The organism is Pseudomonas sp. GD04091 (genome assembly GCF_029836165.1).
Classification (GTDB): Bacteria; Pseudomonadota; Gammaproteobacteria; order Pseudomonadales; family Pseudomonadaceae; genus Aquipseudomonas.
Genome location: NZ_JAOEBG010000001.1, coordinates 476042 through 491024, shown reverse-complemented (window position 1 = coordinate 491024; position 14983 = coordinate 476042). Strand labels below are relative to the sequence as shown.

Annotated in this window: 18 protein-coding genes; 17 read left to right on the top strand and 1 reads right to left on the bottom strand. The window is 65.2% G+C overall.

All coding sequences use genetic code 11. The features are described 5' to 3' along the window. Entirely contained in the window at positions 1 to 897 is an 897-nt protein-coding gene (locus N7422_RS02335) for a LysR family transcriptional regulator (protein ID WP_279804953.1), read from the bottom strand. 115 nt (positions 898 to 1012) lie between these two features. Here N7422_RS02335 and N7422_RS02330 point away from each other — a divergent pair, with 115 nt between their 5' ends. The 17 genes from N7422_RS02330 (at position 1013) to N7422_RS02250 (ending at position 14968) form a co-directional block, all read left to right on the top strand. Then, positions 1013 to 1750: an XRE family transcriptional regulator gene (locus N7422_RS02330; RefSeq protein WP_279805097.1), complete on the top strand. Its 738-nt coding sequence runs from the start codon at positions 1013 to 1015 to the stop codon at positions 1748 to 1750. Positions 1751 to 2217: 467 nt separating this feature from the next. Next, positions 2218 to 2871 carry a hypothetical protein gene (locus N7422_RS02325; RefSeq protein ID WP_279804952.1) on the top strand — a complete coding sequence of 218 codons (654 nt, stop codon included), beginning with the start codon at positions 2218 to 2220 and terminating at the stop codon, positions 2869 to 2871. Next, entirely contained in the window at positions 2872 to 3210 is a 339-nt protein-coding gene (locus tag N7422_RS02320) for a hypothetical protein (RefSeq protein ID WP_279804951.1), read from the top strand. A 28-nt stretch (positions 3211 to 3238) separates the two neighbouring features. Continuing rightward, positions 3239 to 3592 carry a phage holin family protein gene (locus N7422_RS02315; protein WP_279804950.1) on the top strand — a complete coding sequence of 118 codons (354 nt, stop codon included), beginning with the start codon at positions 3239 to 3241 and terminating at the stop codon, positions 3590 to 3592. Between the two features lie 14 nt (positions 3593 to 3606). Beyond that, positions 3607 to 3789, top strand: a complete 183-nt coding sequence (locus tag N7422_RS02310; protein WP_279804948.1) for a hypothetical protein — start codon at positions 3607 to 3609, stop codon at positions 3787 to 3789. An 81-nt stretch (positions 3790 to 3870) separates the two neighbouring features. Next, positions 3871 to 4362: a phage tail tube protein gene (locus N7422_RS02305; protein WP_279804947.1), complete on the top strand. Its 492-nt coding sequence runs from the start codon at positions 3871 to 3873 to the stop codon at positions 4360 to 4362. Between the two features lie 14 nt (positions 4363 to 4376). After that, positions 4377 to 4727, top strand: coding sequence for a phage tail assembly chaperone family protein, TAC (locus N7422_RS02300; RefSeq protein ID WP_279804946.1), 351 nt, complete (start codon positions 4377 to 4379; stop codon positions 4725 to 4727). Between the two features lie 29 nt (positions 4728 to 4756). Continuing rightward, positions 4757 to 5011 (top strand): hypothetical protein, encoded by a 255-nt coding sequence (locus N7422_RS02295; protein ID WP_277503080.1) that lies wholly within the window; start codon positions 4757 to 4759, stop codon positions 5009 to 5011. A gap of 66 nt (positions 5012 to 5077) precedes the next feature. Further along, positions 5078 to 6328, top strand: coding sequence for a phage tail tape measure protein (locus N7422_RS02290; RefSeq protein ID WP_279804944.1), 1251 nt, complete (start codon positions 5078 to 5080; stop codon positions 6326 to 6328). Positions 6329 to 6344: 16 nt separating this feature from the next. After that, positions 6345 to 6677, top strand: a complete 333-nt coding sequence (locus N7422_RS02285) for a phage tail protein (RefSeq protein ID WP_279804943.1) — start codon at positions 6345 to 6347, stop codon at positions 6675 to 6677. Positions 6678 to 6692: 15 nt separating this feature from the next. Further along, positions 6693 to 7445, top strand: a complete 753-nt coding sequence (locus N7422_RS02280) for a phage minor tail protein L (RefSeq protein WP_279804942.1) — start codon at positions 6693 to 6695, stop codon at positions 7443 to 7445. A 2-nt stretch (positions 7446 to 7447) separates the two neighbouring features. After that, entirely contained in the window at positions 7448 to 8212 is a 765-nt protein-coding gene (locus N7422_RS02275) for a C40 family peptidase (protein WP_279804941.1), read from the top strand. 40 nt (positions 8213 to 8252) lie between these two features. Next, positions 8253 to 8843, top strand: a complete 591-nt coding sequence (locus N7422_RS02270) for a tail assembly protein (protein ID WP_279804940.1) — start codon at positions 8253 to 8255, stop codon at positions 8841 to 8843. Positions 8844 to 8907: 64 nt separating this feature from the next. Then, the gene (locus tag N7422_RS02265) at positions 8908 to 9522 is read left to right on the top strand and encodes a tail assembly protein (protein WP_279804939.1); all 615 of its coding nucleotides are present in this window, start codon (positions 8908 to 8910) and stop codon (positions 9520 to 9522) included. Positions 9523 to 9545: 23 nt separating this feature from the next. Further along, positions 9546 to 9863 carry a hypothetical protein gene (locus N7422_RS02260; protein ID WP_279804938.1) on the top strand — a complete coding sequence of 106 codons (318 nt, stop codon included), beginning with the start codon at positions 9546 to 9548 and terminating at the stop codon, positions 9861 to 9863. After that, positions 9863 to 10525 carry a hypothetical protein gene (locus N7422_RS02255; protein ID WP_279804937.1) on the top strand — a complete coding sequence of 221 codons (663 nt, stop codon included), beginning with the start codon at positions 9863 to 9865 and terminating at the stop codon, positions 10523 to 10525. The genes N7422_RS02260 and N7422_RS02255 overlap by 1 nt, the downstream gene beginning before the upstream one ends. Positions 10526 to 10630: 105 nt before the next feature. Further along, positions 10631 to 14968, top strand: a complete 4338-nt coding sequence (locus tag N7422_RS02250; RefSeq protein WP_279804936.1) for a phage tail protein — start codon at positions 10631 to 10633, stop codon at positions 14966 to 14968. Positions 14969 to 14983: the final 15 nt, after the last annotated feature.

The window sequence follows — 14983 nt, the reverse complement described above, 5'->3', positions numbered from 1 at the left end:
TTAGACGGCGAACAGCTCGCTGGCCCAGCGCAGCATGGCCTGGGCCGCGGGTGAGGGGCGCATGGCACTGGACTGCGCCAGCACCACCGACTGCGGGCTGACCGCCTCGGCCAGCGGGCGGCAGGCCAATGGCTTGCCATCGTAGCTCTGGTCGCCGGCCGGGCGGGTGCACGACAGCGCCACGCCGTAGCCGTGGGCGACCAGCCCGCGCTGCATCTCGAAGGTCTGGGTGAGTTGCAGCGCCTGGGGTTGCAGGTCGTGGGCCCAGAACAGGGACAGGAAGTATTCACGGCTGCGGGCGATGTCTTCGAGGATCAGGCATTCCCGAGCCAGATCCACCAGCGAGACCTGCTCCTGGCCGGCCAGCGGATGGTCGATGGGCAGCAGGGCATAGGGGGCCAGTTGCGCCAGCACTCGCCGCTCGATGCCGGGGTCCAGGCCGACGTCGTAGGTGAGCGCCAACTCTGCCTTGCCGTCGTTCAGGCGCCGGTTGACTTCGCTCAGGTCGGCCTCGAACAGAGTGATGGCGACGTCGGGATGGCGCTCGCGAAAGCCACTGAGCAGGCGTGGCGCGTACCAGGGGCCAAGGTCCTGGAAACAGATCAGGCTCAGGTTGCCGCGCAGCGCCTGTGGTTCTTCGCCGCTGCCACGGATGGCGGCGGCCATGGCCAGGATCTCGCGTGCCTGCTCGAGCAGCTGGCGGCCTGCAGGCGTCAGCTCCAGGCCGCGGCTGGCCTGGCGCAGAAACAGCTTCTCGCAAAGCAGCGCCTCCAACTGGGAAATCGCCAGTGAAACCGAGGGCTGGGAGATGTGCTTGACCCGCGCCGCGGCGCTGACGCTGCCTTGTTCGGCGGTGGCGACGAAGTATTCGAGCTGGCGAAAGGTGAAGCCGATCATCGTGGTCCCTCTTGTGTCGTGGGGATTGCCTGACGTGAGGCTACCTTATCCAGATCGACGCGGTTCTGGCGAGGCGTGATTGCAATTTCGTCGCGCTGGCGTCAATATGCATTTTATGCAAAAGCGCAACGTAGCCACCGTACTCAGAGAACTGCTCGATCGCCACGGCCTGTCACCGACGGAGCTGCATCGGCGTACGGGCGTACCGCAATCCACCCTGTCGCGGATCCTCAGCGAGAAGATCGTCGATCCGTCGGACAAGCACGTGTCGAGGATCGCCGAGTACTTCGGCGTGAGCACCGACCAGCTGCGGGGCCGTGCCGAACTGGGCGAGTCGCGTGATGCGGGGCCCTTTACCCAGGGCCACTCGGCCCTGAGCGATATCAGTCTGTGGGACGATGAAACCCCCGTCGAGGACGACGAGGTGTCCGTTCCTTTTCTTCGTGAGGTCGAGTTGGCAGCAGGATCAGGAAGATTCGTCATCGAAGAGAGCGAGAACGCCCGCTTGCGTTTCGGCAAGCGCAGCCTGCGCCACAATGGCGTGCAGTTCGATCACGCCAAGTGCGTGACGGTACGCGGCAACAGCATGCTGCCGGTACTGCGCGATGGTGCGACGGTCGGGGTCAATACCGGTCGATGCGCTATCGGCGACATCATCGATGGCGACCTCTATGCCATCAACCACAATGGTCAACTGCGGGTGAAGCAGGTCTACCGTCTGCCTACCGGCATTCGGTTGCGCAGCTTCAACCGCGATGAACACCCCGACGAGGATTACAGCTTCCAGCAGATGCAGGATGAGCAGATCAGCCTGCTTGGCCATGTGTTCTGGTGGGGCATGTACGCCCGCTGACTCCCCCTCGCAAGGAAAACCCGCTTTGGCGGGTTTTTTTTCGCCTTCAGAAAATCCCTACACCCCGTGTCCGACAAGGCCTCCATGCATTTCAGCATTTGCATGTGCATAAATATTTTCAAAATTGCATTGACTGCATATGCATTGATGCATAACCTGTGTCTCAAGCCGGTCAGCAACCGGTTGTTACACAGGCAGCGATGAACAGGCCTCGACTGTTCAGAGGGTTGGCAACTGGCCCGGGTGTGCAGCGTAAAGCACCACGATCAGTTATCCGGCGGGCAGGCGGCCGCGGTCGGAGTCACCAATTTGAAGCGGAATCGCCCGGCGTCACCAGTCGTGGCCGGCGGTTCGACAACGCATTACTGAAAAGCCTGCGTGGCGGGCTTTTTGGAATGCCGAGGCAATGCGAGGGCATGAGCCATCGCCAGCTTCATACCTACGGAATTCATCGCAACGGAGGTGAAATGGGTTTCGAAATCATCAACATGGGCGCGGCGCCCACTGGTGTCGGCGGCGACACGGTGCGCACCGGCTTCGACAAGGTCAACCGCAACCTGGCGCAGCTCAAGGACCGCGCCCTGCAGCCCGACTACTCGACGCTGTCCGGCCAGCTGTACCGCGAGGTCGGCGTGATGGCAGTGTCCAACTACGTGAACGCGTTCACGCTCAAGACCAAGGTGCCCAGTGCTGGCGGCATTGCGCCGATGGTGCGCCTGCATGGTTGCCTGGCCACTTACACGTCGCCGATCACCATCGACCTGAGCTGGTACTTCTACGACGGCAAGATCGTGGCGGCCACGGCGCTGGTCAACACGTCCTCGCGGGAGATGGGCACCCTGGCCGCCAACAATGGCCTGCAGATCATCCTCTACGAGGAAAACGGCCTGGCCAACCTGTACCTGAAATTCCCGGCCCGGGCCTACTACCCGCGCTTCGCGGTCAGTTGCCTGAACACCGGCGCGCTGGCCATGCCCGGAGGGCAGGAGTCCGACTGGGGCATCGTGGTCGACGGCCCGCCACCGGCCGCAGCCTTGCAGCAGGTGCCGTTCACCATCGTCACCACCCTCAACACAGCCAACTGCAAGGTCGGCAACGACGGCACGATCAAGGTGGCCTGAATGCGCGCAATCATCACGCTGCTCAACGACGGCAGCACCTACGACATCACCCCGCCAGAGGCGCGACTGGCCTCGCAGGCACTCGGTGAAGGCCAGTTCAGAATCACCGGCAGCCAGGGCCTGGTGCCTTTTCCGCCGGCCGGTGTCGGCTGGGGCTACTCGCTCAGCCACATGGACAACAAGGCTGACGTCGCCATCGAGCACGACCCTGCCTCGGGCGACCTGCTGGTGACCGTCACCCGCGACGGCCAGCCCTACCGGCTGATCAGCACGCTGATGCTGCATGTCCTGGCCGAAGACCTGCCCGGGGTGCCGATCATCCAGTCGATGGAGGGATGAGGTGGCCATTTTTCAAGGAGACAGGACTTTGACAAACGAACAACAGGCATTGCTCGAGATGCCGATCTGGCTGGTGATCGTCCTGGCGTTGCTGGGCGGTCTGTCTGGCGAGATGTGGCGTGCCGACAAGGCGGGCGCCCGTGGCTGGGCGCTCCTGCGCCGCCTGGCATTGCGTTCCGGGGCCTGCATGGTCTGTGGGGTATCGACGGTGATGCTGCTGTACGCCAGCGGTATGTCGATCTGGAGCGCCAGCGCCTTCGGCTGCCTCACCGCCATGGCCGGCGCCGATGTCGCCATCGGCCTCTATGAACGCTGGGCGGCTCGCCGCCTGGGCATCGAACAACCCGCGGCCGGTGTGAATACCGCTGACCGCGAACACTGAGCAAGGAGCGCCGCATGACGGAAACCCAAATGGAAGAACTGCTGAGCGCCTTGCGTAACCAGGCATCGGTGCAGACCGCCCTGGGCCAGTCGATCGAACGGCTGGCGCTGAGCAACGAACAACTGGTGGCCTATCTGAAGAGCCGTGAACCGGACCCGGATGCCCCGCCTTATCTCGATGGCTCCAAGCCAGCCTGATTCCTTTCCCCTTCATCTGTAGCACCCGACCGTCCGGGATTCCCCGCGACGGCTTTCATCATGTTCAAGGAGAACACCCCTATGTCGATTCTTACCCAAGGCACCCAGATCTACGCACTGGTTCCACCGGTCTCCGGCACCGGCCCGCTCAGCGTGCTGGAAGTCGAGCACGTGACCTCGTTCGAACCGGGCGGTGCGCCGGCCGAGCAGATCGAGGACACCACCCTGGACGCTGCGGAGCGCACCTACAAGAAGGGCCTGCGCACCCCCGGCACCGCGACCCTCGGCCTCAACGCCGACCCGACCAACGCCAGCCACATCCGCCTGCACCAGCTGTCCGAAGCCAAAGGCAGCACCACCGTCAAGTGGGTGGTGGGCTGGTCCGACGGCAAGGGCGTGGCGCCGACCGTCAATAGCAAGGGCGACGGTTTCGAGCTGCCGGCTACCCGTACCTGGTTCGCCTTCGACGGCTACGTGGCCGATTTCCCGTTCAACTTTGCCCTCAACGCGGTGGTCACCACCTCGGTGAGCATCCAGCGCACCGGCGGCTCGACCTGGGCGAAAAAGGCCTGAACCCGGAGGACTGAATGAACATCAATCAACTCAAGGCCCTGGGTGGCATCGTCGACAGCCAGCGCGTGCGCAAGGACGTCGTCTGGAACCGGCCTGATGCACAGACCGGCGAGATGCTCGCCCAGACCCTGGTGGTGCATGTGCGCCGTCATTCGTTCGGGGTGATCGAGCGCCTGTTCGCCGAGCAGGAATCGTCCCACAGCCGCAACGCCCATTATCTGGCAGCGTCCATCAGCTTCGGCGAGGAGGGCGAGGAGCCACTGAGCGTCGAGGATGCCTTCAACCTCGAGCCTTCTCTGGGCTTCGTGCTGCTCAACGCCATCAATGAAGTCAACGGCACCGGAAACACCCCGGCAAAGAACTGACGGCCGCCGATGAGTTCTGGCACGAACTGGTGCTCAACGGCATCGGCGGCCGCACGATCAGCGAGGCCAAGGAACGGCTGAGCTACGCAGAAGCCAGGGACTGGGCGCAGTACATCCAGCGCCATGGCTCATTGCACGGCGGTCGCCGGTTGGAGGCCAGCATCGCCATGCTGGCGTTGCAGGCCAACCATCAAGCCGGCGGCACCGCCGAGTTGATCGATTTCATGCCTCATGAGCGGCGCCAGGGGGTGTCGCTCGAGAGTGCCATGCAGCAGTGGTGCTGAAGACCGGCACCACCTTCTTCACGAAACCCGCCCCGGCGGGTTTCACCATGATCAGGGAGTAGGCCCATGGCAACCAACCTTGCCAGTTTCAGCCCGACGATCGACCTCTCCAGCCTCGAACGGGCACTGTCCAGGGCGTCGGCCCTCAGTGACCGCACCCTGCGCGAGATGCAGAAGAACGTCGAGGCTTTCAACAAGAAGTACCTCAAGAGTGTGGGCGCTGTCGCCGATTCGAGCCTGGATATCTCGAAGAAGGCGCTGGATCGCTTCCAGTCCGCCTATACGCCGCCGAGCTGGGATCAGGCCGTGCAGGACGATCCTGTCAGGCCTTACAGCGAAGCGCTGCGCAAGCAGCACGCCGCCGCCGAGCTCGAAGTGGCGAAGATGGGCATGAGCAAGCGACGCGCCGGCCTGGCCGACCAGCTGTTCAAGGTGGACGAAGGCTACTACGCCGAACGGGACCAGTTCGAGCAGGCCAACCCGTTGGGAGCCGCAGGCCCCGATGGCGCGAACTACCAGCAGCAACTGGAGGACATGCGCGCGCGGCATACCGACATGACCAACCAGGTGCTCAACGACTACGACATGATGAGCCAGGCGCGCGGCGACTGGATGGTCGGCGCATCCGCCGCCTGGCAGGAGTACCTCGATACTTCCAGTAACGTCGCGGCGCAGTCGCAAGCCGTCTTTGCCAGCGTCTTCGACCGCATGGGCACCGCCGTGCAGACCTTCGCCACCACCGGCAAGCTGTCGTTCTCCGACTTCGCCAAGTCGGTGATCGCCGACATGGCCGCGCTGGCGGCCAAGACCGCAGCCTCCAAGGCGCTGAGCAGCCTGCTCGGGTTTGGCATGAACCTCGTCGGTTCGTGGTTCGGCAGCGGCTCCACGCCAGCCCCAACCAGCATGTCAGTGGGCGGCACCACCACCACCTTCACCCCGCAACTCGACGTCAGCAGCCTGAAGTTCGCCAAGGGTGGCGCCTTCACCAACAGTGTCGCCACTGGTCCGACCCTGGCGCCGATGGCGCTGTTCGGCGAAGCCGGCCCCGAAGCGATCATGCCTCTGACCCGCGGTGCCGACGGCGCATTGGGCGTTCGCGCCCTGGGTGGCGGTTCGGGGGCCAGCCACAGCAGCGAAGTGGTGATCCAGCAGACCATCAACGTGGCCGCCGGCGACGGCAACGCCACGGCGGGCGAGGGCAATGCCCAGCGGCTGGCCAACGCCTATGCCGGTGCCGCTCGCCAGGGCGCCAGCGAGCAGATTTCCCGCGAGCTGATGCCGGGCGGGCAGATCTGGTCGGCCATCCATGGCCGCTGATCAAGGAGAACATCACATGGAAACCTTTACCTGGAGCCCGAAGACCGAACCGACCGGGACCGTGGAATACCGCGTGCGCACCGTGCAGTTCGGCGACGGTTACCAACAGGCGGTGGCCGATGGCATCAACAACCGCAGCCAGTCCTGGCCGCTGGTGTTCATCGGTGACGAGACGAAGATCCGCGCGATTGCCGATTTTCTCGACCGTCATGGCGGCAGCCGGGCGTTTCGCTGGACCGCGCCGTTGGGCAAGCCGGGCCTGTACCGCTGCAAGGGCTATCAGCCGACCGCCAAGGGCGGCGGCCTGTACAGCATCAGTGCGACATTCGAGCAGGCCTTCCACCCATGACCGAGGAGAGCAGACGTGGCTCTGATCAATGACATCCAGAAACTCGAGCCGGGCGCGGAAATCGTGTTGTTCGAAATCGACGGCAGCGAGTTCGGTGCAGATACCCTGCGTTTCCACGGTCATGCCATCACCCATGAACCCGATGCCGTCGCCGCGGCCGGCAATGCCGCCGCCGACCTGCCGGCCCGTTCGATCTGGTGGCAGGGCAACGAGTACGCGGCCTGGCCGGTGCAGGTCGATGGTATCGGCGCCAACAGCAACGGTCGGGCGACCCGGCCGAAGTTCACCGCCGGCAACGTCGATGGCCGCGTCACTGCCCTGTGCCTGGCCTTCGAGGACCTGCTCAAGTTCAAGCTGACCGTGCGCCAGACCCTCGGCCAGTACCTGGATGCGCGCAACTTCGCCGCCGGCAACGCTCAGGCCGATCCGACCCAGGAGGCCCTGGAAATCTGGTTCCTCGACCAGAAGACCCAGGAGGACGATGAGCAAGTGCAGTGGGAGTTGTCGTCCCCCGGCGAGATCGACAACCACGGCCTGCCGGGCCGGCAGATGACCGCCTACTGCCATTGGGCGATGACCAATGGCTATCGCGGCCCGAACTGCGGCTACACCGGCAGCTTGCGTTTCGACGACGAGGATCGCCCCACCGATGACCCGGCCAAGGATCGCTGCAAGGGTGGCCTGAGCTCGTGCAAGCTACGCTTCGGCGAGGCTGCCGAGCTGCCCCATGGTGGTTTTCCGGCCGTCTCGCTGATCGCCCGGAGCTGACCATGGCACCGGACCTGCTCGATGCGATCCGCGACCACGCCGCCGAGGACTACCCCCGCGAAGCCTGTGGGCTGGTCATCGAACGGGCAGGGCGGCTCGAGTACCAGCGTTGCCGCAACACCGCCAGCGAACCCGGCGAAGAGTTCCGCATCGATCCGCACGACTACGCGGCGGCGGAAGACCTGGGAGACATCGTCGCGGTGGTGCACTCGCACCCCGATGCCAGCAGCCTGCCGTCCACCCGCGACCTGGCCATGTGCGAGGCCACGGGCCTGCCCTGGCATATCCTGTCCTGGCCGGAAGGCGACCTGCGCACCATCCTGCCCAAGGGCGACACCCCGTTGCTGGGGCGTCCCTTCGTGCATGGCCTGTGGGACTGCTGGCAGGTGTGCGCCGATTGGTACCAGCGCGAATGGGGCCTGACGTTCCCCCACTATGCCCGCGAGGACGGCTGGTGGGAGAACGCCCAGGGTCCGAGCCTCTACGAGCAGGCCTATGCCAACGCCGGCTTCGTCGCGGTGGACACTCCGCGGCGTGGCGACATGCTGGTCATGGCCATCGGGCGCACCGCCCATCCCAACCATGCCGGCATCTACCTGGGCAGCGACCCCCGCCTGCCCGGCGAGCAATGGACGCCGACCGGCGCCGGCCCGTTCCTGCTGCACCATCTGTACGGACGCCCTAGCGAGGTGATCGTCTTCGGCGGCCCGTGGCTGGATCGCACACGGCTGGTGTTGCGTCACCGCGATGCCGCCGCCAGTGGCTGAGCGGCTTTCGTTTCAAGCAGATTCTCAGAGGAGGCCATTGATGGCTGCATCCGTGATCAATGCGCCAGCCACGACCACCATCAAGTTGTCCGGTGTGCTGGCGCGCAAGTTTGGCCGCGAACACCGACGCCGCCTGGACAGTGGCCAGGCGTGGGAGGTGTTCCGCGCCCTGCGCAACACCCTGGAAGGTTTCGAAGAGGAGATCCGGCGGCTCGACCGCCTGGGCATGCGCTTCGCGATCTTTCGCAATCGCCGCAACGTCGACAGCAACGCCTTCGCCCTGGGCGGCACCAGCGAGTTGCGTATCGTCCCGGTGCTGGCCGGCAGCAAGCGTGGCGGCATCCTGCAGACCATCGTCGGTGCGGTGATGATCGTCGGCGGGCTGTACTTCGGGCAGACCTGGGCCGTGCAGATGGGCGCCGGTCTCATGGCCGGCGGCGTGATGCAGATGCTCAGCCCGCAGCCCAAGGGGCTCAAGCTCAGCGCCAGCCCTTCGAACACTCCGGGCTATGCCTTCGGCAACGCCCGCAACACCGTCACCACCGGCCTGCCGGTGCCACTGTGCATCGGCAGGCGCCGCTGGGGCGGGGCGATCGTCAGCGCGGCCATCTACGCCGAGGACCGCCTGTGAGGGCAAGGCATCACTCGGTCAATGCGGCAGCCTCTGGCAGCCGCCTTTCGCAGAAGGAGTTGCAATGTCAGCAGCCACCATTCATTCGCCGCTGACCCGTGTCAGGCTTGGCGGTCAATTGCGCCAGTTCGGCAAGACCTTCGAACTGGCCGTCAACACCCCGCGCGAGGCGATCAAGGCCTTGTGCGTGCTGGTGCCTGGTTTCGAACGGTTTCTCGCCAATGCGCGCTCGCGCGGCCTGGAGTTCGCCGTGTTCAACGACCGCCGCAATGTCGGCGAAGCGGAGCTCGGTTTCCAGGCCAGGGAAGAGATTCGCATCGTTCCGGTGGTCGCCGGCAGCAAACGGGCAGGGACCCTGCAAACCATCGTCGGCATCGTCATGATCGCCGCTGCCGCCATCTACAGCGGTGGCGTCGGTGCGGCGTTCGCCTCGGAGGGGACGGCCGGTTTCGTCGCCCACATGGGCGCGGCGATGGCGCTGGGTGGCGTCATGCAGCTGCTCAGTCCGCAGCCCAAGGGGCTGAGCATGAGCCAGGCGCCGGAGAACACCCCAGGCTATGCCTTCGGCGCGGCGCGCAACACCACGGCGTCCGGCAACCCGGTACCGCTGTGCGTGGGCAAGCGGCGCTGGGGCGGAGCCATCATCAGCGCGGCGATCTATGCCGAGGACCGCCTGTGACGAACACCCGAAACCGGAGGTAAATGCCCATGCAACAGGGCTTGCAGACGTGGAATGCCAGTGGCGTTCTGATGCTGGATGGGTCGACGAGGGTGGGCAAGATCATCGATGTGTTCGAGACGGGTATGGCAAATGGTTCAAGGGTGATTCCCAACGCCGAGTTGGGCAATGTTTTCCTGTTTCAGGAGGAGACTTCCTTCGACCTGGACATGATGACGCTCTACACGTTGCCGCAGGTCAGTTACGCCAATGGTGTCGTCAGCTGGACCTTTGTCGACTACCAGATCAGACGCTATACCTTGCCACGGCGAAGCATGCGCATTTCAGCAGGGGTGTTCTGATGACTGTCGGATTGTCGGTATTCCGTGATGATGGCGGATGGCAGCTGACCTCCGAGGTCCGTACGTCGATCCTCTCGTTCCGAGCGACCTACGCGGGGCCGTTCACCGCGACCACGAGCCCGCTCGCCGGTACGTCCTACTACTTCGATATTGTCATTCCCGAGCCAACCCGTTCGGTCTTCTTCCGCTCGGACACCTCGATGCTCATTGCCCTGCAGTCCAGGACGGGGAATGTCTGGCGCTTTCGCCTGACGACAACGGGGGTCGTCGACATCTATGGTTTCAGCGAGCAGGTGGTGGCGGCCTCGCGCTCCGGCTTCCAGCTGTTCAATGCCCAGGGCACCCTGTCGTTCGATTCGGACAGCCAGTTGCTCAGGATCGTCGACGTGGTGCCCAACGCGGCGATCGGCACGCGACGGGCGTGGCCATCAGGCGAGCGCCGGTACGCGGCTGGCATAGGGTACTTCCCCAAGCAAGCCACGCCGGCATCCCTGGGTGGTGTGCCCTGGATGATCCTGCGCGCCACGGGCGTGGTGCTGGGGCCGCAGACCGGTGTGGCGGAGGCCTGGCTGAGCACCGGACCGACGGCAGGGGAGATGATCGCACCATCACCGAAAATGCCGGCGCCTACCTTGATGGTCATCGACGTCACCGCCTACTGAGCAACCTTCGCGCAAGAGCCGTTCGCCGCGATCTCCGGTTCGCAGGCGATCCAACCTATTCAGCCAACCGCCTCGGAGGCGGTTTTTTTACGCCTGGAGGAATACATGGGCGAAACCAACAGACCCGTGATCACCGGTCGCAAAGGTGGTCAGAAGAAGCCCAAGACGCCGGTCGAGGCACCGGACAGCCTGCGCTCCGTCGCGGTCGCCAAGATGCTCCTGGCCATCGGCGAGGGCGAGTTCGCCGGCACGCCGACCGCCCGCGACATCTACCTCGACGGCACGCCATTGATGGACGAGCAGGGCAACTACAACTTCCCTGGCGTCAAATGGGAGTGGCGCACCGGTTCGGTGGAACAACCCCACATTCCCGGCATCCCGTCGGTGGACAACGAGATCAGCCAGGGCATCGAGCTGCGCAATGACAAGCCCTGGGTCCATGCCATCAATGACACCCGCCTGTCGGCAGTGCGCCTGCGCTTCGCCTGGCCGGCGCTGCAGGCCATGGACGGTGCCGGTAACATCAACGGTCATCGCATCGAATATGTCGTCGAGGTAGCCACCGACGGTGGTGCCTACCAGGAAGTGCTCAAGGACGCGGTGCACGGCAAGACCACCAGCACCTACGAGCGTACCCGGCGCATCGACCTGCCCAAGGCCTCGACGGGTTGGACCCTGCGCGTGCGCAGGCTGACGCCGAACCAGAACAACAACAAGGTCGCCGACACCATGCAGCTCGCCGGCCTGACCGAGGTGATCGACGCCAAGCTGCGCTATCCCAACACCGCGCTCTTGTACATCGAGTTCTCCGCCGAGCAGTTTCGCAACATCCCGGCGGTGACCGTGGAATGCCGCGGCCGCAAGTGGCCGGTGCCGAGCAACTACGACCCGGACTCGCGCGCCTACATCGGTGTGTGGGATGGCACCTTCAAGGAGGCCTGGACCGACAACCCGGCCTGGGTCACCTATGGCATCTGCACCAACGACCGCTTCGGCCTGGGGCGCCGGATCAAGCCATGGATGGTCGACAAGTGGGAGCTGTACCGCATCGCCCAGTACTGCGACCAGCTGGTGCCGGACGGCAAGGGCGGCCAGGAGCCACGCTTCATCTGCAACCTCAACCTGCAGAGCAAGGCCGAGGCCTGGTCGCTGCTGCGCGACATCGCCGGCATCTACCGCGGCATGACCTACTGGGCCCAGGGCCAGCTGTACAGCCTGGCCGACATGCCCCGGGCCACCGACTTCGATTTTGCCTACACCCGCGCCAATGTCATCGGTGGCAAGTTCAACTATTCCAGCGGCTCGGAACGCAGCCGCTACAGCCGGGCGCTGATCAGCTACGACAATCCGCTGAACAGCTACGACACCGATGTCACGGTGGTCACCGACGAGAAGCTGCAGCGTCGCTACGGCGATAACCCGCTGGAGATCAGCGCCATCGGCTGCACCCGCGAATCCGAGGCGCAGCGCCGTGGCAAGTGGGCGTTGGCGACCAACTCCCGCGACCGTGGCATCAGCTTCCGGGTCGGCATGGACGGGCGCATCCCGTTGCCGGGCTTCGTCATTCCGGTGGCCGACGAGTTGTTGGCCGGGCGCGCCATCGGTGGTCGGATCGCCGCCGCCAGTGGCCGCCAGGTCACCCTCGACCGCGATACCCAGGCCAAGCCGGGTGACCGGCTGATCCTCAACCTGCCCGACGGCACCTGCGAGGCACGCACGGTGGAGGCGGTCGACGGGCGTCGCCTGACGCTGACCACCGCCTACAGCGTCGCCCCCCAGGCAGAGCTGGTCTGGGCGCTGGATGCACCGGACCTGAGCGTGCCGCTGTACCGGGTGACCAGCGTCTCGCGTCCGGAGCCGGGGGTCTACGAGATCAGCGCGGTGCAGTACGAGCCGAGCAAGTTCGCCCACATCGACAGTGGCGCGCGGCTTGAGGAGCGACCGATCAGCGTCACGCCGATCAACCTGGTGCCGCCACCGGCCAGTGTCAGCCTCAGTAGCAACCACGCGGTCAGCCAGGGCCTGGCGGTCAGCACCCTGACCATTTCCTGGCCTGCCGTGGCCGGCGCGGTGGCCTACGAAGTGGAGTGGCGCAAGGACGATGGCAACTGGATCAGCCTGCCGCGCAGCGGCGCCACCAGCGTCGATGTGGTTGGCATCTATGCCGGTGACTACCTGGCGCGGGTACGCTCGATCAGCGTGGGCGAGATCACCTCGATCTGGAAGCTGTCCGCGCTGACCACGCTTCAGGGCAAGGTCGGCACGCCACCGGCGGTGGCGCAGCTGCTGGCCACCAGCAAGGTGTTCGCCATCGGCCTGAACTGGCGTTTCCCGGAGGGTGCCGGCGATACCCAGCGCACGGAAATCTGGTATGGCACCGGCGCCAATCGCGCCGAGGCGAAAAAGCTCGGCGACTTCGCCTACCCGCAGGCCGAGCATGAACTGCAGGGCCTGGCCGCTGGCGTGCAGCTGTTCTTCTGGGCGCGCCTGGTGGATCGCAGCGGCAACGTTGGCAAGTGGTACCCGGATGCCGTCGGCGTGCGCGGCCAGTCCAGTGCCGAGCAGAGCGATTATGACCGCTACTTCTCCGGCAAGATCAGCGAGTCGGCCCTGGGCAAGCACCTGTTCGACCGCATCGAGCTGATCGACGGGACGGGCAATGGCTCGGTGAACCAGCGCCTGCAAAGCCTGAACAGCGACGTGCAGTCGCGCCTGGACGATGTGGCCCGCGCCGCCAACGCGCTGAGCTACGATCCGGCCAAGGCCTATGCCACCGGCGATATCGTGCGCCAGGCCCAGGGTCTGTACCAGGCGCTCAAGGCGGTACCGCTCAAGACACCGCCGCCCAGCACCGCCTATTGGCTGGATATCGGCCAGGTGGTCAAGGACAGCAACGGCCTGGCGGCGCGGATGAGCAAGGCGGAAAGCCAGATTACCGCTGCCGAGGGCGTCAACACGGTACAGAACACCCAGCTTACCGGGTTGCAGAGCGCCCTGTCGGGCAAGGCCGACGCCGCGGCTGTGACCACGTTGAGCAACAAGGTCAGCGAGGCCCAGGGCAAGCTCGACAGCCAGGCCACCGCGATCACCGGTCTCAAGGCCGCGCTGGGTCAGCAGCCGGACAACCTGGTGATCAAGGGCGACTTCGAGGATGGCGACGCTCAACCCTGGACCTTCGACGCCAAGCTCTATCCGGCGCCCGTGGTCGTGGTCCCGACGAACCTGGCGGGCACCCGCTATGGCAAGGCCATCGCCTTCTACGGCAACAGTTTCTGTGGCACCGGCAACAACATCCTCTGCGCCTCGGACGAGCAGTTCGATTTGGCCGCCGAGGTCAGTGCCGATGAGATGGCGGCCGGCCAGACCGCGCAGTTGCAGATGCAGTTCTACGACAAGGACAACAAGAACCTCGGCTATCCGGTCGCCTTCAGCTTCCCGGCGGCCAGCGCCCAGGGCTTTCGCAAGCTCGCCGGGCGGGTCAAGGCCCCGGTCGGCGCGGTCAAGGGACGCATCCTCACCCGTACCGAGCCGGCCAACGGCACGGGCCGTTCGCTGTGGTGCAACATCGTCGCCCGGCGTGTCACCCAGGCCGACAATGCCAACGCCAGTGCCATCAGCGAGCTGGGCGCAACGGTCAGCCAGCAGGGCCAGACCCTGGTCGCCCAGGGTTCGTCCATCACCGACCTGACCAGTCGCGTCGGCGATGTGGCGGGCCAGGCGGCCGGCCAGGCCAAGGCCATCAGCACCCTGCAGACCCAGGCGACCCAGCTGGACGGCAAGGTCACCGCCCAGGGCACCCGCCTGGATGGCATCTATGCCCAGGTCAACCCGCCGCTGGCGGGTAGCGGTACCGACCTGGCGGGTGCCAGCCAGACGTTCGTCGGCGTGTGGTCCGAGCAGTCGGCGCGCATCGAGGAAGGCCTGGCCATGGCGCGCAAGCTCGATACCGTGCAGGTGCAGCAGGGCCAGACCAACGCCTCGGTGCAGCAGATCAGCCAGGCGCAGGTCGGGATCGACAAGAAACTGTCGACGATGTGGTCGGTGAAAATGGAGGTGACCAACGACGGCCAGTACGTGGCGGCGGGCGTGTCTCTTGGCATCGAGGACAAGCAGAGCCGCTTCCTGGTGCGCGCCGACAATTTCTCGGTGGTCGGCACCCAGGCCGGTGGTCAGCTGTTCACGCCGTTCTCGGTGAACAACGGCCAGGTGTTCATGAACTCCGCGTTGATCCAGGACGGCGCCATCAGCAGCGCCAAGATCGGCAACGTCATCCAGTCGAACAACTACGTGCCCGGCCGAACCGGCTGGCGCCTGGACAAGAGCGGCGCGTTCGAGATCAACGGCTCGGTGGATGGCCAGGGGCGCCTGGTGATCACCAACCAGCTGATTCAGATCTTCGACGCCAACAACACCCTGCGCGTGCGCATGGGGATCTGGGGGTGATGGATGAAGCTGGGG

Bases quoted from the DNA above. Each gene is read 5' to 3' on its own strand.
- N7422_RS02335 (WP_279804953.1), bottom strand. From the start codon at position 897: ATGATCGGCTTCACCTTTCGCCAGCTCGAATACTTCGTCGCCACCGCC.
- N7422_RS02260 (WP_279804938.1), top strand. From the start codon at position 9,546: ATGCCCATGCAACAGGGCTTGCAGACGTGGAATGCCAGTGGCGTTCTG.
- N7422_RS02290 (WP_279804944.1), top strand. From the start codon at position 5,078: ATGGCAACCAACCTTGCCAGTTTCAGCCCGACGATCGACCTCTCCAGC.
- N7422_RS02250 (WP_279804936.1), top strand. From the start codon at position 10,631: ATGGGCGAAACCAACAGACCCGTGATCACCGGTCGCAAAGGTGGTCAG.
- N7422_RS02305 (WP_279804947.1), top strand. From the start codon at position 3,871: ATGTCGATTCTTACCCAAGGCACCCAGATCTACGCACTGGTTCCACCG.
- N7422_RS02265 (WP_279804939.1), top strand. From the start codon at position 8,908: ATGTCAGCAGCCACCATTCATTCGCCGCTGACCCGTGTCAGGCTTGGC.
- N7422_RS02310 (WP_279804948.1), top strand. From the start codon at position 3,607: ATGACGGAAACCCAAATGGAAGAACTGCTGAGCGCCTTGCGTAACCAG.
- N7422_RS02300 (WP_279804946.1), top strand. From the start codon at position 4,377: ATGAACATCAATCAACTCAAGGCCCTGGGTGGCATCGTCGACAGCCAG.
- N7422_RS02330 (WP_279805097.1), top strand. From the start codon at position 1,013: ATGCAAAAGCGCAACGTAGCCACCGTACTCAGAGAACTGCTCGATCGC.
- N7422_RS02285 (WP_279804943.1), top strand. From the start codon at position 6,345: ATGGAAACCTTTACCTGGAGCCCGAAGACCGAACCGACCGGGACCGTG.
- N7422_RS02325 (WP_279804952.1), top strand. From the start codon at position 2,218: ATGGGTTTCGAAATCATCAACATGGGCGCGGCGCCCACTGGTGTCGGC.
- N7422_RS02275 (WP_279804941.1), top strand. From the start codon at position 7,448: ATGGCACCGGACCTGCTCGATGCGATCCGCGACCACGCCGCCGAGGAC.
- N7422_RS02255 (WP_279804937.1), top strand. From the start codon at position 9,863: ATGACTGTCGGATTGTCGGTATTCCGTGATGATGGCGGATGGCAGCTG.
- N7422_RS02270 (WP_279804940.1), top strand. From the start codon at position 8,253: ATGGCTGCATCCGTGATCAATGCGCCAGCCACGACCACCATCAAGTTG.
- N7422_RS02320 (WP_279804951.1), top strand. From the start codon at position 2,872: ATGCGCGCAATCATCACGCTGCTCAACGACGGCAGCACCTACGACATC.